This window comes from Bacillus sp. CDB3, from assembly GCF_002081505.1.
GTDB lineage: Bacteria > Bacillota > Bacilli > Bacillales > Bacillaceae_G > Bacillus_A > Bacillus_A cereus_AT.
Window position 1 is genome coordinate 12,405 of record NZ_ALBR01000024.1, and the last position, 25,843, is coordinate 38,247.

Below are 25,843 nucleotides of genomic sequence, written 5' to 3' on the forward strand. Positions count from 1 at the left end.
ACGACATGTTATGACACAAAAAGCCCTTTATTTTATAAGGGCTTTTTTACATTAATCTTCAAAAATAAAGATCTCATCAATAGAACTATGTAGTGCTTTCGCGATATCATGGGCAAGCTGCAAGGAAGGATTATATTTTCCTTTTTCGAGATGGCTAATTGTTTCACGGCGTACACCAACACTTTTCGCTAAATCTTCTTGTGTCAAATTCAATTTGGCGCGGTATTCTTTTATCTTCGTTACGAACGCCATGGCGCATCTTCCATTTCATCAACTGGTTTATCGTAAAAGAACATAGAGAAACCGAACGTAAGAATAAGTGTGCCGAAAATAAGAGCGATATCAATCTCTTGTAGTGTAGGGTTTGGAAATAACATTTCAACAAACATAATGATAGCGGTAGTTAGTAATGTAACGATAAATGCATTGCGGCACGATTTATTGACGATTTGTTCAAACAGTTCATCGTGTTGAACCGTTCTATACGTTGTGAAAAAGGAGAAGAAACAGAACATAGTAAACAGTCCTTTTTCGTAAAAAAATCCGAGAAATCCGAAGAAACCGAGAAATCCTAAATATTTTATCCAAGTTGTTTTCATGATAGGTCCTCCTTATAATGTTAGAAATAAATCATATTATGTTATAAATATATCACATATAGAAAAGAATGGTAATAATAGTTTTCCAGCTCTTTTCATAATAATAGTAAAAAGAGGAAATATACTGCGAAACAAAGAGGATAATATTGTAAAATGATTGTAAGGAGGGGGAGGAAGAAATGTTAACTTGGATAATGATCGTTGTATTACTTGTAGTGATTACTGTAATTGCAACGGTATTAATTGGGCGAAATGGTGATGCGAATTATAGTAAAGCTACAAAGGGGAATATTAAACGGCTTACAATGATTTATATTATACTAGCTGTCGTTTTAATTGTTGGATTAGGGGTTTATATTTATTTTAAAGGTTGAAAAAACTGAAAAAAAACAAAAATCTAAAAATAGAATTATGCTATAATATCAATATAGTTATTTGGTAATTAAGGAAAGGATTGGATGGAATGATTGAAATTACGAATGTGTCAAAAAGTTATAATGGGTCTACCTATGCAGTAAAAGATTTAAGTTTATCTGTGCCTAGCGGAGAAATCTTTGGATTTTTAGGACCGAATGGTGCGGGTAAATCAACGACAATTAAGATGATTACTGGTATTCATGGGGTGGACAAAGGGACCATTACGATTAACGGCAAAGATATTACGAAAGAGCCGATGGAAGCGAAAAAGACGTTTGGTTATGTGCCAGATAGCCCAGATATGTTTTTACGATTAAAAGGAATTGAATATTTAAACTTTATGGCAGATATGTATGAAGTGCCGAAAGAACTAAGGCAAGAGCGAATAGAGTCTTTAGCGAAGAAATTTGATCTTTATAATGCATTATCTGACCAAATTCAAAGTTATTCACACGGTATGAGACAAAAAATCGTTATTATTGGTGTGCTTATACATGAGCCGGATGTATGGATTTTAGACGAACCATTAACAGGGCTTGATCCGAAATCTGCATATATTTTAAAAGAAATGATGAGAGAACATGCGGATAAAGGGAAGATTGTATTTTTCTCTACACACGTATTAGAAGTGGCAGAAAAATTATGTGACCGCGTTGCGATTATTAACAGGGGGAATCTTCAGTTTAAAGGGAATTTAAATGAAATGAGAGATCATTTTAAATCCAATGAATCACTTGAAAAAATGTTCTTGGAGATGACGGGAAATGAGTAAAATTTGGACGTTAACGAAAGTATTATTGAAATTAAATTATGCAGATTTCATAACAGATAAGAAGAAACGCTGGGCGTATGTATTTTCATTTGCAGCAATATTATTTGTTGGCTTCTTAATATTTGGTTCGATGACACACGGAATGTATGAAGGTATGAAACATATAGGACAGGAACCGGGAATTATTATCGCAATAGGACTTGCGATTGCGAGTATTTGGGTATTTTTAATGAGTATTACGAACATTTTAACTGTATTTTACTACAGCAATGATATTGAAATGTTACTGCCGTTACCATTAAAACCAGCGCAAATTATTTCAGCGAAATTTTTAACGGTATTAATAACACAATACGTAATGAGTTCATTCATTTTATTACCAATCTTTATTACGTACGGTCTAAAAAGTGGCGCATTTATTACATATTACATATACATGATTTTTATTTACTTACTCTTCCCGATCGTGCCGTTAGTATTAGCTTCGTTACTGATGACAATTATTATGAGGTATACGAATATAGCGAAAAATAAAGACCGAGGAAATATATTTATTGGAATCGTAAGTATACTATTTATTGTAGGAATTAACGTATTTATGCAGTGGAGAAATAAAAGTGCGTTTTCTGGAGACGCAGCTGCGGAATACCTTGTAAATAATCAATCCTCTCTTTTAGTACAAATGACAAATTATTTTCCAACTACATATTTTGGAGCAGTGGCATTAATAGAAAGTGCAAGTTGGAAGGGACCTTTATATGTATTAATCTTTGCACTTATTTCATTTGTATTTTTTGTGGTGTTTTATTACATTGCAGAGCGTACATATTTAAAAGGGGTTATTGGACTTTCAACGAGTACAGCAAAGAAACAAGCTATTACGTCGGAAGGTTTACAGAAATCAACGGTACAAAGTTCACATTTAAAAGCATATGTGAAAAAAGAATTTAAAACGTTATTCCGTACACCGCAATTTTTCTTAAATTGCATTGTACAAACTTTCGTTATGCCGATTATGCTATTCTTTGTTTTATTCGTACAAGATGGAAATTTAAAGTGGATTACAGGATACATTAATAATCCAGAATCGGCAGGTCTTGCAATTGGTGTTGGCCTTTGTGCATCGTTATTTTTAATGGGGAGTAACGTTATTGCAACAACGTCATTTTCACGAGATGGAAGCTCTTGGTTTGTGAATCGATACTTACCAGTAAAGGCGTCCGATATCTTTTTTGCGAAAGCATTAACAGCTTGGATAATTAATATAGCAATTCTAGCAGTATTCGGTATTACGATGGCAGTTGTAGCGGGAGTTTCACCAGTCTTTATGATACTTTGGTACTTGCTAAGTGCGAACGGGTTATTGTTAATTAATTTGATAGGTACACGCTGGGATGCACAAACTGCAGACATACATTGGGATACCGAACAGAAATTATTTAAAAGTCGATATACAACTTTATGGAATTTTTTAGCTAATATTTTAATAGCTTTAGTTATTGTAGCGGGAGTAAGTGTATTATACTTCTTCCTTCAAGTAGGACTGTGGGTTATGTTTATTGTTTTATTTGTAATGTTTACGATTGTAAATTATATCTTTATTAAAATTTTAAAACTAGGTGCAGAACGCATATTGTCAAATATTAATTAAGAAGGTAGATCCTCTGTATTCGTGCAGGGGATTTATCACGCTATTTGTGGGCAGTAAGACCTCTCACTCAAAATTAGGCTGAAAGCAAAGAAGTTAGGTGGAATCAACTGCCCGTAAATGCCCGATTGGTTCAACTAATAATCAGCGGGGGATGAACAAAAACCCCGCTGATTATAGTTTCACTTTACGTATAGATGGAGGAGAAAAGGTGAAGACAATAGCAATTGTAACAGGGGCAACTCGTCTGAATGGAATTGGTGCAGCTGTATGCAAGGTGCTTGCTCAAAAGGGGATAGACGTCTTTTTCACGTACTGGCCAAGGTATGATAAAGCGATGACGTGGGGAATGAATGGTCAAGAACCCTTTTTGTTAAAAAAGGAGATTGAAAGTTACGGTGTTCGATGTGAAATGGCAGAGATCAACTTATCGCAGTCTTATTCGCCTAATCGTGTATTGTATATGGTATCAGAACGTTTAGGTGAGCCATCTATTCTTATTAATAATGCGGCGTATTCTACTCATACGAAAATTGAAGAGTTAGATGTAGAGCAATTAGATAAACATTACACGGTCAATGTCCGTGCTACTATGTTATTAAGTTCATTATTTATTAAACATTTTTCACTTAAAACGAGTGGTAGTATTATAAATCTTACTTCTGGGCAATCATTGGGACCAATGCCAGATGAATTGGCATACGTAGCAACAAAGGGAGCGATAGAAGCATTTACAAAGTCTGTTGCACCAGTTGCTATGGAGAAGGGGATTACAGTCAATGCTATTGATCCAGGACCAACGAATACAGGATGGATTACAGAGGAATTACAGCATCATTTAGTATGGAAATTCCCGCAAGGTAGAGTTGGAGAACCGGTGGATGCAGCACGTTTAATTTCTTTTTTAGTAAGTGAAGAAGCAAAGTGGATTACTGGGCAAGTCATTCATTCGAATGGTGGTTACTTATAATAATATTATGTTAATATGTGTTGAGAAACAAAAATATTATAAAATATTTAATTTTTTTGCATAAATAAAATGTCAAGAAAGATAAAAAATTGATAGGGGAGTATGTTGTCATTTGTAGATTGTAAATCTTCATGTGACAACATACTCTTTTTCTTTTGTACAGAGGAGAAAAATGAGGTAGAAGAAACTCGAATATTAAAATAAATTTATCGTTTTTTGTACGTATTATTATGAAGATTACTGTCGGAAAGATGATGATTCGTGTGAAAAGGAATTTTTCAAGGGAAAATAGAATCGTAAAGAGGAGGATAAAATTGTAAACATAGGGGGATTTTTATGAAAATGAAAAAGGTCGCTATCGCATCAGTAGCAATTGGTACAATGCTTACAATGGCAGCTTGTAGTACCTCCACAGATAAAGATGCAGCGAAGAAGGATCAGGCAACTGCACAAAATGAAGAGCAATCAAAAACGACAAGTGCAGATGAAGCGTCAAAAACAACGAAAGATACTGAAAAAGACACAAATACTTCTTCGAATGAAAAAACAGATAAAGATGCAAAAAATACAAAGGAATCAACAGGAACAGAAAGCAACGGTAAAACGTCAACTCAAAATGAGAATGGAAAAACAAAAGAAAAAGAAACAACAGGAAAAACGAATGATCAAACTACTAGCGGGAAAACAACAGATCAAAGCACAAGTACAAGCACAAACAATAACGGAAAGACAACGAAAGATCCGAAGAAAAGTGTTGCTGTGAAAACGAGCGTTAAAGAAGTTGTTGCATTAATTGATAGCTTAGACAAGCAGTTGGCTGCTAATCCTAAGTTAGATACAGTAAATAAACTCGGAAAACAAATTAATGAGAAGTGGGATGTAATTGAAAAAGAGTTAGAAGCATCACATCCGACGGATTCTAAAACAATTGGTCAAAGTATGTATCCGTTAATTGTAGGAGCGGAGAAAGAAAAGATCGATGTTAATAAAATGAAGTCATTAACGACGAAAACGAAAAAAGATTTAAATCAATTATTAACGAAGCTTTCATAGTTTCAAAAGCCTACTCGTGTGAGTAGGCCTTTTTTCGGTTGTTGAGGTAGTTGTCTTATTCTATTTAAATTATGTTATTTATTGTTCATTTGCGTTTCGGTTTAAGAAATAAAGGCTTCATTTGAAAGGAACATTATAATGATAGAAAAGAGGGATAACAATTAAAGATATTCTTTGATAGAAAGTCATAAAAAATACTTCCTTGTAAATATATAGTAGTCTATTTAAATTTGTAATTTAGTAGTTTTTAAAACTTATTATTTTTAACGGGAATTTTATTTTGTAAGTATGTGAGACTCGAAAAAGAGCACTTCGTAAAAGTGCTCCTTAATATAGTTTTATTAAAGATATTCTAACTTAACAATGTTAATAAGAAAGTAGAAACATCAAATAGGATATGCGCGATAGCACTTGCCCATATTGAATTAGCTTTAAATGCAGCCCAGTTGAAAGGTAATCTAGCTAAAGCGATGACAGCAAAAATCTGAATCAAATTTCCTTGGTATGTAAAATAGTGTGCTAAACCGAAAATAAATGCTCCAATAAGTGTTATTAAAATCATTGCCCACTTTTCATTAATTCCTTTTCTTTTTAAGTAGTAGATCCCTAGTATTGATGGGACTAGAACTAAACATTCTTCACCAATTAAACTGAATACAATAATTACAAAATTAAGAGTAAATTGAACGGGAGTATTGTGTTCAAAAATACCACTAGCTGCATTAGTAGCAAATTGATAATGGAAAATATATTTCAGTGATAGTGCGATAGCAAAACTTTGTAAAATGTTCCATACGTAACTTATCAAAATGATTTTAGTTGCTCCCTTTTGTAAGGGACTAAAAGCTAACTTAATACCATCTAGTCCGTAGGTTACATATAATCCAACCAAACCTGCTATCGCCAAAAATGTGAAGCTAATAAGTATTTCTGAAAATACTAAACCTAGGTAAGCAATGATAATTAATAAAATACTAAAAATTGCGCGCCAAACATTAATAGTTTTTTTGTTAAAGAGACTGTTCATTTTGACTTCCCCCAACTTTATTAAACGTTTTAATGGTATAAAATTACAAAAAACAGCTTCCAAATTTATTGTATGATAGGGGTAGTAAATCTAAAAGAAGAATGTTTGCAATTACATCAATTATTTTTAGAAATATGTAAATATTGTGAAGTTGTTTACAATAGCGAAATTTAATGAAACAATCTTTTTTAGCGAGAATGCTTTGTGAATAGTTGAATTGCTTTTTCAGGTACATAGAATTTCCCATTGCTTTTTACAACAATGCTTCCTAATTCATAATCTTTCCCACCGATACGAATAATGTTTTTATTAACAAACAATTTGGCCGCCGTATTATTGCGTTTTACTACAAGCACCGGGTTTCGTACATCTTTTTTGTCAATTGTTACAGTTGCACCAATTTGTTTAAAGGCCGTTTCAGCATCTAAGAACAATTTCTTAGTGATTTCTCCTAATTGAAATCCCATTGCTTTAGCCATTATTTTCGCAATGTCTGTATTTTGGACTAAACCGTATGGCTTTTGAGGACCGTAAGAGTATAAAAATACATCTTCACCTGTATGACCACCAGTTGTAAAACCGATGTTCGCACGGTTGGCCAATAATTTAGTAAGGATTGGACCTACATCAGCTTTCTTATGTGCATCTTTTAATTTTTCTCTTTCATCATCAGTTAGGTTGTCTAAACCGTAAAGAGCAATTACTTCTTTTATATTAGATAAATCATCTTTTAGTTTACTTGTAGCACCTTCAAGTGTCATTTTCGCCTTTTTCAGTGGGTCAATGTAAGCTGATACTGGTGTAGTATCATATCCTTTTGTTGTATTGCTGTTGCCAATGGAAATACCGCTATTACCGTGATCCGCTAAAGCAATGACCATAGTGTTACCATCTTTCTTCGCAAACTCTAACGCTTCTGTAACTGCATCATCAAACGCCAATACATCGCTAATCATCCCGATTGGGTCATTTGCATGTGCTGCCCAATCTGCCTTACTACCTTCTACGAATAAGAAGAAACCATCTTTATCTTTTGATAATGTTTGAATTGCTTTTCTCGTCATCTGGGAAAGAGTGGGCTGCTCAGGATGATTTGCTTCACGATCCATATCGAAGGCAAGGGCAGTATTAGAGAAAGAACCCCAGATTTTCTTTGATTTGGAGTTTAGTAACGCATCTTTTGTTTCGACAAAGTCGTACCCTTTGTCTTGAATCACTTTTACTAAATCTTCGTTGTCTTTACGAATGCCATTGCTTGTCGTAGGCTGAAGTGCTGCCTTTCCACCACCTAATACAACTTCTATATTTTGATAAACTTGCTGTTCACCAAGTAGTTCAAAATTTTTACGGTTAACGTGGTGGGCAGAGAAACTAGCAGGAGTAGCATGCTGAATTTCTGAAGTAGCAATGATTCCTGTCGCGCGGCCGGAACGTTTTGCGCCTTCTAATACGTTGGCAACTGGACGAAACTTGAATTCTTCTTTCACTGGTTCTAAGCCAGGTGAATTCACAATAGAAGGTAATACGCCCACGTAACCTGAATTTGATTTGTTTCCTGTCGCTAAAGCTGTGGCTGCCGGTGCAGAGTCCGTAATAGCTGATTCTGCGGAATACGTACGAACACCTCCGGATACAATTTGATCTAGTGCAAGAGGTGAGCCTTTATACCACCGGGCCAATGTTGTAGCAGAAGAACTTGTCCCATCTATAACCATGAAAATTACATTTTTGGGTTGCTTGCTTTCTTTTTTTACCGCAGCTTTTACCTCGTTATGGTTCATCATGATTCCTGCTGCTAATGTACCTATTGCTATCGTTCCTGCTAAAGTTAGTCCCGTTATCTTTTTATGAAGATTATTCATTGTGATTCCTCCATAGGTTGTTTTCGATATCCCAATCTATCGTTCGTATGTAAACAAGATTTATTATTAGTAGTACCCTATTGCAACGAAACTAACAATAACTATTGAGTCAAAATATTGGACACCAAAAGTTAAATTTAAGCTACGTATTCAGCAATCGCTTCTTCTCATATAAAACCTTTGTGCACCTTTAAGTTACACAGTCTTTCCTATAAAAAGAATCTTCTCTTTATTTTATGGGAAACATTAGAAAAAGGATGGTGGGAACATGACAATTGATCGAGTTTGTACAATTGGACCAGCGAGTAATAATGAAGAAACATTAGCGCAGCTAATAAACAATGGTATGAAAATTGTTCGTTTGAATTTATCACATGGCACGCATGAAAGTCATAAAACAATCATGCGTTTAGTAAAATCGTTAGACGATTCTATTAAAATTCTAGGGGATGTACAAGGCCCTAAAATAAGATTGGGTGAAATGAAAGAGGAACAAATTACACTTGAAGCAGGGGATTCATTTATTTTACATACCAATCCAGTACAAGGGAGTAAAGAAGAAGCAAGTGTTGATTATGTGGAGATTGCGAATGACGTAAAAGTTGGAAGTAGAATTCTTATTAATGATGGAGAAGTTGAATTAATTGTTGAAAAGGTAAGTGCGGACAAAATAGAAACGAGGATAAAAACAGGTGGAAATATTGCTTCTCATAAGGGGGTAAACTTACCAGGTACAATTGTTAGTTTACCAGCTATTACAGAAAAAGATAAAAAAGATATTCAGTTTCTTTTAGAAGAGAATGTTGATTTTATTGCGTGTTCTTTCGTTAGAAAACCTAGTCATATAAAGGAAATACGAAGTTTTATACATGAACATAAAGAAACATCTCCTAATTTAATTGCAAAAATAGAAACGATGGAAGCAATCGAGAATTTTCAAGACATATGCAAAGAAGCGGATGGCATTATGGTCGCAAGGGGAGATTTAGGTGTGGAATTACCGTATCAATTTATTCCGCTTTTGCAAAAAATGATGATTCGTGAATGTAATCGAACGAATACATATGTCATTACAGCGACACAAATGCTTCAATCTATGGTAGATCATTCTATTCCTACAAGAGCTGAAGTGACTGATGTATTTCAAGCTGTACTGGACGGGACGAATGCTGTTATGCTTTCTGCTGAAAGTGCGTCAGGGGAGCATCCAATCGAAAGTGTGAAAACGTTACGTCTCGTTTCGGAATTCGCTGAGCATGTGAAAAAAGATGGGCCTTTTGCGATGAAAGACGTACTGGAATTGCTGCATAAGTCTCTTTAATATGAAAATTTATATTCATCGTTTATAGTATTAATGGGATACTTATGCTGAACCAGCAAGAATTTGTTGTTCTTTCTGTATGAATTCAACTTTTTTATGGAAAGATATGTTAGTAAGTATACGATTTGAACGTTCTATTTTTTAGAGTGTGATAGGAGGAGAATGAATATGTCAGATATTGAAGTAGGCGAAGTTTTTAGCCTTAGCGACGAGAATAATGAAGAACAAGAAGTTGAAGTACTTGGAGCGATGGATGTCGAAGGAGCAGAATATATTGCGGTTGCTTTTGTTGAAGATATTCAAACAGAAACTGAGGAAGACATTGATATCTTCTTTTTAAAAGTAGAAGAAGATAGTGAATTCTCATACATTGAGAGTGACGAGGTATTTGAAAAAGTATCTGCTGCATTTGAGAAGATTTTGGACGAGCAAGAACAAGAATAGTTTGACACAAGAGGGAGATGTATATCTGCCCTCTTTTTTGTATAGGATGGAAAAATTTTTCTCTAATTTCTGTTTTTCAATCCACTATGAATCATACACTTCTTTTGTGTTCGCGGAAGCCGCATTTAATAAAAGGAAAATGGCTGCTATAATATGCAGAACGATTGCTATATAAGGAAAGAAGGCAACTAGAATAGTGAGGATACCTATATAATTAGAATAGGTTTTCATGTCTTCCTTTTTAGCTAATAAAATTGTAATGATATGTAAAGTAATTACTATAAGTAGCGGTATCCCGTATAAGTCAACTATTCCTTGAAGTAAATAATAAGGAATTAATAAAAGGTGGGATATACCTGTAGTCCACTTCAATGCTTTTACGACTGTCTTCAAAGTTAATTCCTCCTAAATAATATGTTACTAAATATAGTGGTGAATGGATATACTTTTGTAATTCACATTCAGGAAAAACAGATAATAATATTATGTAAACTGATTGGTTCTTTATCCCGCTATTGGTGGTCAGTAAAACTCCCACCTCAAAATTCGGCTAGAGTAAAGAAGTTAGGTGGAAGCCCTGCTGCCCGTAAACGCCCGTTTGGTGAAGGCTAATAATCAGTGGGGGATGAACACCCACTGATTATAGTTTCACTTTATTTATGCACTAGAAAAACCACCCAAATGAGGGTGGTTCGTATTATAAATAATTACGTAAAGAAGAAAGGGGAACCTTTACTTCACTACCTTCCTTCATATTTCGCAGCATAACTGTTTCTGTAGATAGTTCTTCTTCACCAATTATTAGCACATACGGGATATTTTCTTTATTGGCATAATTAAGGGCACGTTTCAATTTACGTCCGGCTAGTTCAAGTTCGATTTTTAAGGAAGTAGTAGAACGCAATTGCTGGGCAATTTGTAAGCATTGTAATTCTGTCCCGAGTGGGATGATAAATACATCCGCTGTAGATGATATTGCCTCTTTCTGTGATAGTGCTGTATAAATAACGTCTAAACCGAATGAAATACCGACTGTTGGATAGTTCATATTATCATCACGGAATGCACCAATAATATTATCGTATCGACCACCGCTACCGATGCTGGATGTAATCGAGCCATCTTTTAGAAAAATTTCATACACGGTACCTGTGTACATCGTGAGCCCTCGTGCTAAAAACGGATTGAATATAGCATTTTCATTTATTCCGAGGGCGATTAAATATTGCTGTAGTTGTTGTAGTTCATCTACTCCATCGGCGACAAGTGTATTATTGAAAGTGTCTTTAAAGTCGGTAATAGTGAGCTTTAGGCAAGATAAAACAGTATTACATATTGTATCGGCCATTTCTACAGTAATCCCGCGCTCCAATACGTCTTTTCGTACACCATCAATCCCAATCTTTTCGATTTTATCCAATGATAAAATTACGTCACTCGTTAATTCGATAGGGATGTTAATAGACTGGAGAATACCATTTAATAATTTTCGATTGTTATATTGAATCGTTACTTCTAAGTTTAACGTTCGGAACAGCTCAAACGCCATGCTCATAAGTTCTGCTTCTGCCATGACGGATTCTACACCGACTATATCAACGTCACATTGAATGAACTCACGAAATCTCCCTTGTTTAATCGGACCATCTCGAAATACTTTCCCAATTTCATAACGTTTAAAAGGAAGGCGGATGTTCGGATTCATTGCCACGACTTTTGCGAATGGAATTGTTAAATCATAGCGTAAGGCAAGGTCGCGTTTCCCTTGATCCTTAAGTGTATATATTTCTTTTAAAATCTCATCACCACCGCCGTATTTGTATGCCATAAGTTCATACATATTTAACGTTGGGGTTTCTAAAGGCTTACATCCATACCGTTCAAATATATCTTCACACGCTCTTTTAATTTTGTTTCGCAATACTTGTTCCTCTGGTAAATAGTCTTTTGTTCCTTTTACATTTTTCATTTCCATTGTAATCACTCCTCTTTTAAATTAAAAAAAGCTATGCAGGTATAAAAATACCCACATAGCTTTTTGAACGCTTCGTGGGTCAACAGGAAAAGCCCTGTACCCACGAAGAAAAATTTTTCTTCGGATACACGGCGTTACGTATGATGATGAAGTTGGAAAGAAGTATTAAAATTTCGCATTACAAATCTCTCCTTAACGTAAGTTTTTCCAAATTATATCAGATGATTTTTGAATTATCAATATTTTTAGTTTTGAAATATACGTGAAGTTATGTAGGAGAAATGGGAAAGGGTGTATAATATAATAAAACTTAATAATATGAAATAACTTTTTAAGGAGACCGCTATGAAAAAAGATAAAACTAATGCGATGCGAATATTAGATAAAGAAAAAATTGAATATTCGATGATGTCATATGATCCGGATGATGGGAAAATTGATGGCGTATCAGTGGCCGAGAAAATTGGACGAGAAGTGAGAGAAGTATATAAAACGTTAATCGCTCAAGGGAATAGTAAAAATTATCACGTTTTTATCATTCCAGTAGATGAGGAACTAAATTTAAAAGCAGCCGCAAAAGCAGTAGGTGAAAAGAAGATTGAAATGATTCCTGTAAAAGATATTACGAAAGTGTCAGGATACATTCGCGGCGGTTGTTCACCAGTAGGAATGAAGAAGTTATTTTCTACATGTATTGATGAAAGCGCCCAATCGCTTGATACGATGATAGTAAGCGGCGGGAAAATCGGCATACAAGTTGAGTTGAAAGTGGATGACTTGGCGAAAGTGACGAGAGCGCAGTTTGGTGAGATAACGAAGTTCTAGTTTTATTAAATTCAGATAATAATTTATAGGATAGTTAGTCCATTATGAGGGCTGATTATCTTTATTTATTTACATAATGAATGAAATGAATAAAGATTGAATATTTAGTTTAATTAGAATGAATACAAACATCTAAAGAAATATGATAAAAGGTTGGTGGTCCTCCATGCCCATCAACCTTTTATTATGAAGTAACACCAGAACGTATTATATTATTGTTTTTTATTAACAGACATAAAAAATATTTTTTATTGATAATTAACAAACACTATTATAAAATGTTAGCATATATATAAACAAAATTAATATTCGTTTGATTTATCTAAAATAGATAGGAAGGGTTAATAATAATAAAATAATGGGTATATCACCTACAAAGAGCCACGAAAAGAATGGGACCAGTACGGAAAAGATGCTTTCGTAAAAAACAAAAATAAAAATTATTTGTTCTTGAAGAAAAGTGACTAGAAAAGTTACAACCATATGGAGAATAAGGTTATACGAAAAAAAGTCTTAAAAGGGGGACGGAATTATGGAACAAAGAAAGTTTTCAGTAACACCTCAAGATCGAATGAATTATGTATTAGGTCTTTATGCTGCAGATCAACAAATTAATGCAGTTCTTTATTTTCCTGTAGGTATATCAAAGGAAATACTTGAACAATCAGTAAGGATAACGTTACAATTGCAGCCGGTTTTGAACAGCCGGTTTGTAGAAAATGATATTCCTTACTGGGAGGAGCATTCATCTGCCACTAACTCACCTATTTGCCTTTTTACAGAAGGAAATGATCAAGAATTTGAAATAATGGCAATAGATTTTATTAAGGAACCTGGTGATCGTATTCAGGGGCCTATGGTTCAAACAAAATTATTACGAGGCACTACAACAGACATGTTAGTTGTGAAATTATCTCATCTATGTTCAGATGGTGCAGGAGTCAAGGAATATATTAATTTGCTTGGAGCAATTTATACTCATCTTTCCTTAGGACGATCTAAGGATCAAATTATAAAGGAATTTAGTGAGGGAAATGAGAGTTTTCGAGATCAATCACATGTATTCAAATATGCTGGAATATCGGACATAAAAAGTGCGTATCGTCCTAACCAAGAACAACAGGCATCGTTATGGTCTTTTCCATCTCAACCCAACAAAAATAAATCCCCTCAAATGTCCGTACGGCGGTTGAGCCATGAGCAATCTCTACGTCTAACCCAATGGACAAAAGCACAACAGGCTACCTTGAATGATGTAATCATGACTGCATACTTCCGAGCTTTATCACATTTCACTGTGTATGCAGAACCTCGCACCGCAGAAAAGATGATCGGTTTAACAATTGATTTACGTCGATATCTGCCTAATTATACAACTGGTGCTATTTGTAACTTATCTGGCATGGAAATGCCAGTGATTAAAATGGGGGATGATGAATCATTTAATCAGACTCTCGTTCGAATTAAACAATCAATGGATAAAATAAAGTCTCAAAATCCAGGTCTTTCTTCAGCAGCAGGAATGGAGCTACTGGCAGGTATGAAGCTATCTGTGGTGAAGGAAATGTATAGTCAGCAATATGAACAGGCTTTACAGATGGGGATGGCATTGCCATTACTGACAAATTTCGGGGTGATCGCTGATGAACCTATTCAGTTTGGCGAATTTCAAGCTGAGGACGGGTATATGACATCACCCATTATGTATGCGCCATTCTTTTCAATGGGTGCAAGCTTTTATAATGGAAGGCTTACATTTACGATTGGTTATCATACACCGGATACATCAAAAGAAATGGTAGACAAATTTTTAGAAAGTGTTGTTAATCAACTACCATAAAAAAAAGAGAATATAGCGCGAAAATTTCTAGCAGGATTGTATTTTAAGGACTCGTCCCATGTACGGCTAGTCTCTTTTATAAACTATACATTTACCAGGCAGGCCTTACTCCTGATAAAAATTTATCTTCGCTTACTTCGTAAAATATTTTTGTTAAATCTACTCTGATCATTTGTATTTGTTCAGCACCTATCTTTATGTTTCATATTTATGGAAAATCGAAGTGGAAAACAATTTGCACCGCGAGAAAAACAAGATATATCGGCATAAAAGTACTAAAAAAGAGCTGATTTAAACTAAACTTTGAATCAGCTCTTTTTATTATTTTTTGAAATGTTTCATATCTATTATTCATAATAGGTGTACCCTTCATGCCCATCAACCTAGGTTTTTAATATATCCTCAAAACGAAAACTTTATATCGCTACAGTAATTTATGAGAATTCAGCTCGTTTTTTTCGTTTTTGGGAAGAGCATATTTCTTAAGTTGATGGGTATTTGGCGATACCCCTATAAAATCTATGACCTAAATATAAGCTCATTGGAGCTTCTTTTTATTTTGGACGGATGTTTCCTAACGGTTGTTGTGGGCTAATATAGTTCAGTATATGTTTTTTGTAATAAAAATCCATTGTAAAATGTTTTTTTTATTAGATATCCTTTTAAAAACGAACATTTTTTGGGTTTTGAAGAGGAATGTTCATGTTTTTCGTTGCGTATTCACTAATAGTTTGTTATATTATCCATATAATAATTAAAAAAACATCACTCGTATATACTCGGTAATATGGTCCGAGCGTTTCTACCTAGTTCCCAATGAAAGAACTGGACTACGGGTTAAAGTATTCGGTCGTTCGGTGTATTGAGCCGCTACCGATCTATAATTTAGCATTGGCCTCATTTTTTGCTTAATTAACTTTGACTACCGTAGTTCTAGAAAGTAGAGATTCTTCTACAATTTCTAGAACTTTTTTCTTTGGACCAAAACTCCGAGTATGTGAAACAACAAGAGAAAGAGGAGATTATTTATGAAGAAAAACCTGTTAAAAAAATATGCTTCCCTAGCAACTACTATCGCATTGTCATTTGCAATACTTGCAGGATGTAATGCTAGTCCAAAACAAGTAGCTGAGGCAAAAAGTGATCAAAAACCTATCTTAATTCAAGGCCCAATGCCAATAGAAGCTGAAAAATTTGCAAAAAGGTTAAAAAATGTGAAAGAAGAAAAATCTGGGAGTTTTGTATTTTATAAAGGAACTGTAGACAATTATCCTGTAATCGTTGCGAAAACAGGTAAAGGAATGGAAAATACAGCAGCCGCTACAGCAGTGGCTATTGAAAAATATAAGCCTATAGCAATTATTAACCAAGGAACATCAGGTGGACATGATCCTAATTTAAATGTATTTGATATTGTTTTAGGAAAACAAGTCGCGAATATAGGTTCACTAAAAACAACAAATATGAATGAGAACCAAGGAATTGAACCGGAAAAATGGATATCTATGGACCTGATGGCTTCTGAAGGGAGTGCAGGAGAAGATCCAAATGCTGAGAAAATCCGATACTACGAGGGAGATAAGGATTTACTTGCAGCAGCTAATGCAGTAAAAGATAAATATACAAAAGGTAAAGTGGTGGAAGGTACTATAGGTTCAGCAGACGTTTGGAATAATGAAGTTGATAGAATTAAGTGGTTCCATACAAAATACGGTACATCTGTAGAAGAAATGGAAGGTGCTGCAGCAGCGCAAATCGCAAAAGCTTATGACGTACCATTTTTAGGAATTCGAGTGTTATCTAACAATAAAACAAACGGCGGAAAATACAACCCGAATACAGCAGCGGCAAATCAAGAATATGTATATGAAGTAGTTAAAAAGTATATAGATTCGATGCAAAGTAAATAGTAGTAGTTCTGTCCCAGCATAAACATCAAGTAACTGTAAATGTTTTCGAGACGGATAAACTTGTCTTAGGAATGGTAGTTGAAAAAGAAAAGCTTGTTTCTTATAAAAAATATAAGAAACAAGCTTTTTTATTTAAAATAAATTGGGTAATTAAACTATAACGTCAATGTGTATCGTTGAATATCATAATAATATAATGGGGGGTGATGTTATATGGCTCTTACTACAGGACCAATTGAAAACGTAGGAAATCAACCTGCTAATGCAAATAGAGTTAGGGTGAAGATCCTTAACCGTACTGCGGGCCCACTTACTGGAGTAGCTAGAGTTTTTAGACTTGACGGTTCATTAGTATTAATTGAACAGGTAAACTTCAATGTGAATTCTAATGCTTCTACTTTTGTAACTCTAAGTTTAGTTCATCCTGCTTTTGGACAAGCATTTGAATATGAAGTTCAAATTGTTCCTAATCAACCTGGTGGACTATATAGTGTTTATGGACTAACAGCTGAAAGTGTTATCATTACTGCACAACGTGTTGTGAACTCAGAATTGACACAGTTTCTTTAATTAAAATAGATTGGTGCCTACATGGTATCCAATCTATTTTTGTACGTATTATTCAGAGAAAGAAAGGTTTTACACAAAAAAAGACAGTTATGGAAAAAGGAAAAGTCGAGCTATCATCTTGATTTTTATTATTTCTGTCTTAGACTTTATCCCGCTATTTGCCGGGCAGTAAGACCCCCCACCTCAAAATTCAGTGAAAGCGAAGAAGTAGGGTGAGGGATGAACAAAACCCCACTGATTAAAGTTTCACTTTATCTGTTTTGTGGCATGGTTTTCTTTGAATGCTTTTTATTCAAAATGTTTTTTTAAGTATTTATCAAATATGCATTATTGCATAAATAAATTTAAATTTATAAGTTAATATTAAACTACTTTTTAGTTGTAAAGAATATTTTAATAATCTTTATAAGAGAGGGGTATGGGTTTCTAAAGAATTTTGGGGGGGAGAAAGCATTTTTTAGCGAATAGCTTCAAATTATATTTTAAAGGGGAAATGGGTATATGAAGTTCCGAAACACAAAACTTGCTATGGTTACACTATCTTCATTTTTTATTTTAGGTTCTGCATCTCTATCATTTACAGATATCATACATGGTGAAGTAGTTTCTGCATCTCCACAAGTAGATACGTTTTCAGCACAAGAGATTACTGTAAAAAACTATGACGATACATATTATAATAACGCTATAGGAAAAACGGGTTTAGAATTAAAGAAGGAACTTCATAATGTTATTGATAATCATACAAAGATATCATACAGTGCGGTTTGGGAAGCGCTAAGAGATACTGATGAAGATCCAAATAATAAAAATAATGTGTTGCTCTTATATACTGGGCGTTCGCAAGGGAAATTTACGAATGGTTCAGGAGTTGATAACTGGAACCGAGAGCATGTTTGGGCAAAATCACACGGTGATTTTGGAACGGCTGCAGGACCAGGAACAGATCTGCATCATTTAAGAGCGACAGATGTATCTGTAAATAGTTCACGTGGAAATCTGGATTTTGATAATGGTGGTATGAACCATTCGGAAGCGACAGAATGTAAATATGATAGTGATTCTTGGGAACCTCGTGATAGTGTAAAAGGAGATATTGCTAGAATGCTGTTTTACATGGCTGTTCGTTACGAAGGAGACAACGGCGAAATAGACTTAGAACTAAATGAAAAGGTGAATAACAACAAAGATCCATACATGGGGAAATTATCTGTTTTATTAAAATGGAATGAACAAGACCCTGTCGATGATTTAGAGCGAAAGCGTAATGAAGTGATTTTTACAAAATATCAACATAATCGCAATCCTTTTATTGATCATCCTGAATGGGTAAATAAAATTTGGAACTAAGATTTTTAAAGAATTTTTAGTGACATTATACTTTGACAGAAGGGATTGATTATTATGATCAATCCCTTCTTATATCTATGATAGAATAAATGGTTTTCATAGGAGTGGAATAGATTATAATAAAGTTTTTTACTTAAAGCAATAGTTTCAAGTGGTAAGCTTTATTTTCCTTCATTTGTATATAACTTTCACCGCACATACAAATTATTGCAACATTAGACAGGGAAACGAAAAAAATCCAAGAATATGTAATATAAAAGGAAAAGAAAAGAGGGAAAGAGATGTGGAAAACTACGGATCTATGTGATGAATTTGAAAAGGAATTACAAATATGTCGCCAGTCTTTTCAATCTTATGGAAAGAAAGAACAATTTTATGGGAAAATAGCAACGGTAAAAGTGAAGGATGATAATGTACTAGTAAAAGAGGGGTTACAAACACTGCCGGAAGGTACAGTATTAGTTGTTGATGGCGGAGCTTCTAAAAATTGTGCGTTACTCGGTGATAATTTGGCAGCTATTGCGGAAGAAAGAAACTTAGCAGGAATTATTGTAAATGGATATGTTCGTGATTCTAGTGCATTAAAAAATATTAATATTGGTATTGTAGCGTTAGGGACAATGCCAAATAGAAGTGTAAAAGAAGGAAAAGGAGAAAGAAATATTCCGGTGCAATTTGGTGAGGTTGAATGGAAGCCGAATGAATATGTTTATGTAGATGAAGATGGAATTATTGTTAGTGATAAAAGCCTACATAGTGAGGGATAATTTCTATTAATGGAAGCTTATTAAGCTATTATTCTTAGAAAATAAATCTGATAAAGCATGGACAAAATTCTTTGTCAATAGTAAAATAATACAGAAAATCAAAATTTGCAGAATGTATAGGTTTATCGTTTTACGATAAAGTGAAACTTTAATCAGTGGGGATTTTGTTCATCCCCACTGATTATTAGCCTTCACCAATCGGGCATTTACGGGCAGCCCGACCCCGACCTAACTTCTTTGCTTTCGCTGAATTTGAGGTGGGGGTCTTACTGCTCAGCAAATAGCGGGATAACTTGAAAAGGGAGTAAATTTTGCCTAGAAAAGTGAATGTTATCACAATGGTGCGTTCATAAACGAAATTATTTTTCCTATACAAATATAGCCGCGAATAATGCGGGTAGGAGGTGTTGTGCATTTTGTTCGACACTTACAAAAAGAGAGTGTCAATCACACGCCCTTAAAGGGTCTTTTTTTGTGTAAATGTTAGTAAAGGGAGGGGATTTTGGAATGGCAATGTTAAAGAAATGGCTGCTTACATCATTAATGGCAGTGGCACTTGTATTTGTTTCTTTTGCGAATACAGTACATATTACGTTTGCTGAAGGAAAGACAGCGAAACTTGCAATTATTGGTGAATCACAAAAAGGAATTATGTTATGTCCAAAAGAAGTTTCCATTGAAGATGGAGAAACAGCTTTTAGTTTGTTACGAAAAGTCATGGGTGACAAAGTAATATCTGAAAGTATGTCATTTGGAACGTATATAAAGGGCATCGACGGATTAATGGCCGGAGCAACGAGCGGTTGGTTGTATGATGTAAATGACAAATCTGCAGAAGTTGGGGCAGATAGTTATAAATTAGAGTCTGGGGATGTTGTTGCATTTCGTTACGTTGCGGACTGGAGCAATATGAGTCAAGAAACGTTGCAACAAACGTTAGATAAGTTCGGGACTTGTAAAACTGTAGAAGAGCCAAAGACAGAGGAACCGAAAACAGAAAAACCAGATGGTAAACCAGAAGAACCGAAAACAGAAAAACCAGATGGTAAACCAGAGGAACCAAAACCAGAAGAACCGAAAACAGAAAAACCAGATGGTAAACCAGAGGAACCAAAACCAGAAGAACCGAAAACAGAAAAACCAGACGGTAAAACAGAAGAACCAAAATCAGAAGATAAAACAACAGAACAACCAAAGCAAGAGAAAGTTGAAATTCCAGCAGCACAATTAAATGAAACAATTTCTAAAACGTCAGAAAAGATGTTACAAGATGGAATTGGTAGTGATTGGGTTGCGATTGGACTCGCTCGTTCAGGTGTAAATATTCCACTTGAAACGAAAATAAACTATGTTCAGCCAGTAGCTGAAAAGGTTAAGAAGCGTTTAAATCGTTTTTCAGCAACAGATTTAGCTAGAACGATTATTATGATGAATGCAATGAATGTAGATCCTACAAAGGTAGAGGGACAAAATTTAGTACAAAATTTATTTGAATCAGATAAAGTGAATTCTGTTACAGGATACGCATTTACATTACTTGCATTAGATACAAAGAAATATGAGGTTCCGGCCGAAGCGAAATGGAATCGAGCTACTTTAGTACAAGCACTTTTACAGTCACAGCATACAGACGGTGGCTGGACGTATGATAGTTCAAGTAGTAAAGAAAGTGCTAGTAGCGTTGATGTAACAAGTATGGTATTAGCTGCATTAGCTCCTTATCAAGATCAAACAGATGTAAAGCCAGCTATCCAAAAAGCTGTTGATTATTTATACAAGCAGCAGCTAGGTAATGGTGGTTTTGCCGCTGATGGACGAGAGAATTCTAATAGTACTGCACAAGCAATTATTGGACTATCGCTAGTTAAAGATGTAGATCACGATCGTCTTAATAAAGCAGTACAAAATTTAATGTCATACCAGCTTCCAAATGGTGAGTTCAAATGGTTACCGAGTGATCAAAAAGGTAGCGGAATGGCTACAGAGCAAGCATTTTTAGCTTTACTTCAGTTTAAAGATCTTGGAAAATCGATTTATGATTGGTCAAATGTAGTAGAGAATGAAATCGATACGAAACCAATTGTAGAGCCAGAGACAACTGTAGAACAGCCGAAACAACAAGAACAGTTACAAAAACAACCAAAAGATGAAAATCTGAAAGTTGTTGTAGATAACGAACGAGTTAATAAAGAAACAAACAAGAATAAGAATCAATTACCACAAACAGGAGCATCTTCTCATAGTGCAGCAACAGAAGTAGGTATGGGTGTATTATGTATTGCTTCTGCATATGTATTATGGAGACGTAAAGCAGCTTAACAAAAATTAGGAGCAATCATTTGCTCCTAATTTTATTATGAAAGGTGAGGGACAGCATGAGTAAGATGAAATGGTTCATTTCTTTAGTTCTTTCATTGGGATTATTAGCCGGATGTGAAGAAACGGCTGTAAAGCCTGAGAAGAAGGCAGAACCGAAGCAAGAAGAGCAAAAAGAAGTAGCGAAACAGGAAGAACAAAAAGATGTACCGAAACCAGAAGAGAAACAAGCTGAACCGGAACAGAAACAACAAGAAGAGCAGAAAGATAAACAAGAACAGAAAGTAGAAGAGAAACAAAAAGAAGAAAAAGCGCAGGCACAACCGGAAGTAAAGAAAGAAGAGCAACCAAAGGAAAAGCCTGCTGCAAATAAACAACCGGAACAACAAAAAGTACAAGAAGAGAAACCTCAGCCGCAGAAAGCGCCAGAAGTAAAAGAAGAAGCAAAGGTTGTTAATCAGCCGAAAGAAACACCAAAGCAAGAGCAAAAAGAGGATCCGAATAAAGGGCAACAGGTAACTCTTCCAGCTCCACCGCAACAAAAGGCAGAATCAAAGCAGGAGCAAAAACCAGAACCAAAACCAGAGCCGCAGGCGAAACAAGTTACTATCTCCGTAAAAGGTCATGAAGGATACTTATTAGGTGCGAAAAAGGTTGATGTACAAGATGGCGATACAGTTTATAGTGTGTTAAAGAGCACAGGATTAGATGTTGATGCAATGGGCTCTAAAGGAGATGTTTACGTAAAAGGTATTGAAAATTTATATGAAAAAGATGTAAATGATAATAGTGGCTGGAAATATCGTGTGAACGGATCGTTTCCAAACCGTAGTGCTGGTGTAGTTACAGTTAAACCAGGAGATACAGTTGAATGGGTGTATGTATACTAAATTAAGAAAGGATCTTCGGTAAAGGACTATGAAAATAAGTTTTTCTTCTTTACATCCTTTTGTGAATTTTTTCTATTATATCGGGGTGATGATACTATGTATGATGTGTCTTCATCCTCTTTTTTTAATTGGAGCGATTATACTAATAGTAATCTTAAATATAGTGCAAGGAAATGGTGAGAAAATAAGAAACATGCTGCCTAGTACTATCGTGTTCTTTTTGATGGTTATTTTATTTAACTCTTTATTAACACATAGAGGAGCGACTACGTTATTTTGGTTAGGAGATAGCCGGATTAAGCTTGAGGCCTGTATGTATGGACTTGTTATGGGATTATTATTAGTTGCAATTATGTTTACGTTTGCTTCGTATAATGATATTATTTCGAGTCATAAATTTTTATATTTATTTTCAAGAATTTCACCGAAAGTAGCATTGTTAACGATGATTACAGTGAGGTTTGTTCCTTTGTTTATTAGGCGGTTAAAGAAAATTACACTCGTCCAAAAAACGAAAGGTGTGCAATTAGATTCAGGTTCACTCATTGAGCGTATAAAAAATGGGATGAAATTACTGCAAGTGTTATTAATTTGTTCGTTAGAAGATGCACTACAAACAGCAGATTCTATGCAAGCTCGTGGATTTGGTGTAACAAAACGTACGACTTATATTCGGTATAGAATGGAAAGACGCGATTGGTACACGCTAAGTTATTTAAGTATTCTATTTATAGCCTCATTCATATTTAGTTATTATGGAGGAGGGAAATTGATCATCTATCCGAAAGTGGAATCAATACTATTCCAGCAATACGATGGAATGATGTTTTTATTATTTATGATGTTTGTTAGTTTACCAATTATGATGGAAGGAAGGGAATGGATATGGTGGCGCATGCAGAAATAAAGAATTTATCATTTATATATGCTGATGAAAATGAATACGCGTTACAGCATATTTCTCTTTCTGTTCAAAAAGGAGAATTTATAGTACTTGCTGGTGGTTCAGGATCTGGGAAGACAACTTTATTGAAACATTTTAAAAAGGAGTTACTTCCAATTGGTACACGTTCTGGGCATACATATTATGATGGAGCTTTATTAGAAGATGTACCAGATTTATTATCTGCACAAGAGATTGGTATGGTATTTCAAAATCCAGAAAATCAGCTCGTGATGGATACAGTTATTCAAGAGCTAGCATTCTCTTTGGAAAATATTGGGTTACCATCACATATTATTCAAAAAAGAATAGCGGAACTCATTAGCTTTTTAGGATTTCAAGATTTATTGCATCAATCTGTTCATACGTTATCTGGTGGTCAAAAACAACTAGTAAATTTAGCTGCAGTATTAGTCATGCAGCCGAAGCTACTATTACTGGATGAACCGACAGCGCAGCTAGATCCGATTGCTGCAAAAGAGTTTTTAGGATTATTAAAACGTATTAATGAAGAACTTGGAATTACGATAGTTTTAAGTGAACATCGTTTAGATGAAGTTATACCGCTCGCAACACGCGTTGTTTGTATGGATAATGGTAGAATCATTTATGATGGTACTTCTAAAAGTGTGATAGCGAACATGTGGGAAGTAGAAAAGTTCCATCCATTCATTCCGCAAATTCCAAGATTGTTTTTAGAGTGGAATGTAGAAGATATTCCGTTTACAGTACGAGAAGCGCAAATGAAAATGAATGATTTTTCAGCGATATCATATAGGAATGGGCAAGTAGAACAATGTGAAAAGCAAGAAGTGATTTTAAGTGCAGAACATATATCTTTTCAATATGAGAAAAATAGTCCACTTATTTTACGAGATTTAACAGTAAACATCGAAAAAGGAAAATGGACAGCTCTAGTTGGGAAAAACGGAACTGGGAAGTCTACACTGTTAACGATTTTAGCAGGATTGCAAAAAGCTAGAAGAGGTAAGGTAAAGTGGAATGGAAAAGTGATACATAAAATTGATTCAAAAGAACGGTTTAAAAGTATAGGGTACGTATCGCAACATCCGTATTATCATTTTACATTTGATACAGTCTGGGAAGAGGTTTATGAGCGTGCTCGTGAATTATATGGCGAAGAGGGAAAAGTAATAGCAGAAGAAATGTTGGAAAAGTTCTGGTTAGATTCGCTTAAAGAGCGCCATCCGCATGATTGTAGCGGTGGGGAGCAACAACTACTTGCATTATGTACAACGTTATTATCAAAGCCAACTTTATTATTACTCGATGAGCCGACAAAGGGACTAGATCCATGGAAAAAGGAAAGAGTAGGAGAGCTGTTTAAACAGTTGCAAAAAGAAGGTACAACAATTATAATGGCAACGCATGATATTGAATTTGCAGCAAAATATGTAGATCAATGCATGATGTTATTTGATGGGAAAGTTATTATGAATGATGCACCGAAAGAGTTCTTTAGTGGTAACTTCTTTTATACAACATCTATTAATCGATTCATCCGTAAAGAGTTACCGTTTGCATTAACGTGGGAGGATGTGTACGAAGCGTGTCCAAACGATATGTTGCATTCATAATTTGTATTTTTATAGTAATAATAGGCACATTACTCTTTACTACACTTATCATGGACGGTTATTACATGTTAAGTAGTTTGTTTTTATTAGCTATCATTATGTTACCTTTCTATATCCGTTTTGAAAGGAAGGCGTTTGTTTCACGTGAAATTGTTATCGTTGCTGTGCTAGCGGCGATCGCAGCAGTTAGCCGGGTACCATTTTCAATTTTACCGAGTGTACAACCGACTTCGTTTGTTATTATCGTTTCTGCAATTGTGTTTGGGAGTGAAACTGGTTTTATGATCGGTGCTACAGCGGCTATTGTGTCTAACATCTTTTTAGGTCAAGGTCCATGGACGCCGTGGCAAATGTTCTCCTGGGGCATGATCGGTTTTATAGCAGGATTACTCCGAAATACATTTTTGATGAAAAAACTATGGGGACGACTCATATATGGATTTGCCGTTGGATTTCTATTTGGCTGGATTATGAATTTTTGGGGTCTTCTCGGTTTTATACAGGAAGCAACGTGGGAAACTGTCATTGCGTACTATGCCGCAAGTTTTTCATTCGATCTTAGTCATGCGATATCGAATGTTATTTTCCTTCTGTTATTTAGCACTTCATGGATTACGATCCTCACAAGATTTAAAAAGAAATACGGTATATTAGATGAGCATAACGTGACATAGAAAAGCATACTCATATAAGGTAGGGTCGCGACTTACATATTCGTTTGCCTCTTTCATGCTTCTTACATATTG

General features: G+C 34.9%; 24 protein-coding genes and 1 riboswitch. Of the genes, 18 read left to right on the top strand and 6 right to left on the bottom strand.

The window, feature by feature from the left end:
- Window positions 1-51: 51 nt before the first annotated feature.
- On the bottom strand, window positions 52-252 hold the full coding sequence (locus CDB3_RS08010; RefSeq protein ID WP_097833193.1) for a helix-turn-helix transcriptional regulator: 201 nt from the start codon (window positions 250-252) through the stop codon (window positions 52-54).
- Window positions 240-599, bottom strand: a complete 360-nt coding sequence (locus CDB3_RS08015; protein ID WP_128854040.1) for a DUF3796 domain-containing protein — start codon at window positions 597-599, stop codon at window positions 240-242. The genes CDB3_RS08010 and CDB3_RS08015 overlap by 13 nt, the downstream gene beginning before the upstream one ends.
- Before the next feature lie 179 nt (window positions 600-778).
- Between CDB3_RS08015 and CDB3_RS08020 the strand changes: the two genes are divergently transcribed.
- From CDB3_RS08020 to CDB3_RS08040, 5 genes are all read left to right on the top strand, one after another.
- Entirely contained in the window at window positions 779-973 is a 195-nt protein-coding gene (locus CDB3_RS08020; RefSeq protein WP_000958861.1) for a hypothetical protein, read from the top strand.
- A gap of 89 nt (window positions 974-1,062) precedes the next feature.
- Complete coding sequence (locus CDB3_RS08025) at window positions 1,063-1,788, top strand: ABC transporter ATP-binding protein (protein WP_128854041.1); 726 nt, start codon at window positions 1,063-1,065, stop codon at window positions 1,786-1,788.
- Entirely contained in the window at window positions 1,781-3,439 is a 1,659-nt protein-coding gene (locus CDB3_RS08030; protein ID WP_128854042.1) for a putative ABC transporter permease subunit, read from the top strand. The genes CDB3_RS08025 and CDB3_RS08030 overlap by 8 nt, the downstream gene beginning before the upstream one ends.
- 208 nt (window positions 3,440-3,647) lie before the next feature.
- Window positions 3,648-4,406 (top strand): SDR family oxidoreductase, encoded by a 759-nt coding sequence (locus CDB3_RS08035; RefSeq protein WP_128854043.1) that lies wholly within the window; start codon window positions 3,648-3,650, stop codon window positions 4,404-4,406.
- Between the two features lie 336 nt (window positions 4,407-4,742).
- Window positions 4,743-5,459 (top strand): hypothetical protein, encoded by a 717-nt coding sequence (locus CDB3_RS08040; RefSeq protein WP_128854044.1) that lies wholly within the window; start codon window positions 4,743-4,745, stop codon window positions 5,457-5,459.
- A 352-nt stretch (window positions 5,460-5,811) separates the two neighbouring features.
- On the opposite strand, the gene CDB3_RS08045 is transcribed toward CDB3_RS08040, so the two are convergent.
- Together CDB3_RS08045 and CDB3_RS08050 are read right to left on the bottom strand one after the other, a co-directional pair.
- Window positions 5,812-6,486: a CPBP family glutamic-type intramembrane protease gene (locus tag CDB3_RS08045; RefSeq protein ID WP_128854045.1), complete on the bottom strand. Its 675-nt coding sequence runs from the start codon at window positions 6,484-6,486 to the stop codon at window positions 5,812-5,814.
- Between the two features lie 188 nt (window positions 6,487-6,674).
- Window positions 6,675-8,348: an alkaline phosphatase gene (locus tag CDB3_RS08050; RefSeq protein WP_128854046.1), complete on the bottom strand. Its 1,674-nt coding sequence runs from the start codon at window positions 8,346-8,348 to the stop codon at window positions 6,675-6,677.
- A 268-nt stretch (window positions 8,349-8,616) separates the two neighbouring features.
- Here CDB3_RS08050 and CDB3_RS08055 point away from each other — a divergent pair, with 268 nt between their 5' ends.
- A complete protein-coding gene (locus tag CDB3_RS08055) occupies window positions 8,617-9,669 on the top strand; it encodes a pyruvate kinase (protein WP_128854047.1) in 1,053 nt (350 codons plus the stop codon).
- A gap of 168 nt (window positions 9,670-9,837) precedes the next feature.
- The gene (locus tag CDB3_RS08060; protein WP_071744143.1) at window positions 9,838-10,113 is read left to right on the top strand and encodes a DUF1292 domain-containing protein; all 276 of its coding nucleotides are present in this window, start codon (window positions 9,838-9,840) and stop codon (window positions 10,111-10,113) included.
- Window positions 10,114-10,197: 84 nt separating this feature from the next.
- Here the strand turns inward: CDB3_RS08060 and CDB3_RS08065 are convergent, their stop codons facing one another.
- Together CDB3_RS08065 and CDB3_RS08075 are read right to left on the bottom strand one after the other, a co-directional pair.
- The gene (locus CDB3_RS08065; RefSeq protein WP_128854048.1) at window positions 10,198-10,506 is read right to left on the bottom strand and encodes a hypothetical protein; all 309 of its coding nucleotides are present in this window, start codon (window positions 10,504-10,506) and stop codon (window positions 10,198-10,200) included.
- Between the two features lie 304 nt (window positions 10,507-10,810).
- Window positions 10,811-12,088 carry a histidine--tRNA ligase gene (locus CDB3_RS08075; protein ID WP_128854050.1) on the bottom strand — a complete coding sequence of 426 codons (1,278 nt, stop codon included), beginning with the start codon at window positions 12,086-12,088 and terminating at the stop codon, window positions 10,811-10,813.
- A 345-nt stretch (window positions 12,089-12,433) separates the two neighbouring features.
- Between CDB3_RS08075 and ybaK the strand changes: the two genes are divergently transcribed.
- The 11 genes from ybaK (at window position 12,434) to CDB3_RS08140 (ending at window position 25,771) form a co-directional block, all read left to right on the top strand.
- On the top strand, window positions 12,434-12,913 hold the full coding sequence (gene ybaK / locus CDB3_RS08080; protein WP_128854051.1) for a Cys-tRNA(Pro) deacylase: 480 nt from the start codon (window positions 12,434-12,436) through the stop codon (window positions 12,911-12,913).
- 532 nt (window positions 12,914-13,445) lie between these two features.
- On the top strand, window positions 13,446-14,753 hold the full coding sequence (locus tag CDB3_RS08085) for a condensation domain-containing protein (RefSeq protein WP_128854052.1): 1,308 nt from the start codon (window positions 13,446-13,448) through the stop codon (window positions 14,751-14,753).
- A 749-nt stretch (window positions 14,754-15,502) separates the two neighbouring features.
- Window positions 15,503-15,606: riboswitch (purine riboswitch) on the top strand.
- 175 nt (window positions 15,607-15,781) lie between these two features.
- Window positions 15,782-16,663, top strand: a complete 882-nt coding sequence (locus CDB3_RS08090; protein WP_128854053.1) for a 5'-methylthioadenosine/S-adenosylhomocysteine nucleosidase — start codon at window positions 15,782-15,784, stop codon at window positions 16,661-16,663.
- 213 nt (window positions 16,664-16,876) lie between these two features.
- The gene (locus CDB3_RS08095; RefSeq protein ID WP_087954886.1) at window positions 16,877-17,233 is read left to right on the top strand and encodes an ATPase; all 357 of its coding nucleotides are present in this window, start codon (window positions 16,877-16,879) and stop codon (window positions 17,231-17,233) included.
- A gap of 501 nt (window positions 17,234-17,734) precedes the next feature.
- Window positions 17,735-18,583 (top strand): endonuclease I family protein, encoded by an 849-nt coding sequence (locus tag CDB3_RS08105; protein WP_002110882.1) that lies wholly within the window; start codon window positions 17,735-17,737, stop codon window positions 18,581-18,583.
- Window positions 18,584-18,864: 281 nt separating this feature from the next.
- A complete protein-coding gene (gene rraA, locus CDB3_RS08110) occupies window positions 18,865-19,350 on the top strand; it encodes a ribonuclease E activity regulator RraA (protein ID WP_128854055.1) in 486 nt (161 codons plus the stop codon).
- Window positions 19,351-19,857: 507 nt separating this feature from the next.
- Entirely contained in the window at window positions 19,858-21,669 is a 1,812-nt protein-coding gene (locus CDB3_RS08120) for a DUF4430 domain-containing protein (protein ID WP_128854057.1), read from the top strand.
- A gap of 56 nt (window positions 21,670-21,725) precedes the next feature.
- Window positions 21,726-22,556 (top strand): DUF4430 domain-containing protein, encoded by an 831-nt coding sequence (locus tag CDB3_RS08125; protein WP_128854058.1) that lies wholly within the window; start codon window positions 21,726-21,728, stop codon window positions 22,554-22,556.
- A 28-nt stretch (window positions 22,557-22,584) separates the two neighbouring features.
- On the top strand, window positions 22,585-23,463 hold the full coding sequence (locus CDB3_RS08130; protein WP_128854059.1) for an energy-coupling factor transporter transmembrane component T: 879 nt from the start codon (window positions 22,585-22,587) through the stop codon (window positions 23,461-23,463).
- On the top strand, window positions 23,436-25,097 hold the full coding sequence (locus tag CDB3_RS08135) for an ABC transporter ATP-binding protein (RefSeq protein WP_128854060.1): 1,662 nt from the start codon (window positions 23,436-23,438) through the stop codon (window positions 25,095-25,097). Before CDB3_RS08130 ends, CDB3_RS08135 begins: the two co-directional genes overlap by 28 nt.
- Window positions 25,070-25,771, top strand: coding sequence for an ECF transporter S component (locus tag CDB3_RS08140; protein WP_128854061.1), 702 nt, complete (start codon window positions 25,070-25,072; stop codon window positions 25,769-25,771). Before CDB3_RS08135 ends, CDB3_RS08140 begins: the two co-directional genes overlap by 28 nt.
- Window positions 25,772-25,843 lie beyond the last annotated feature (72 nt).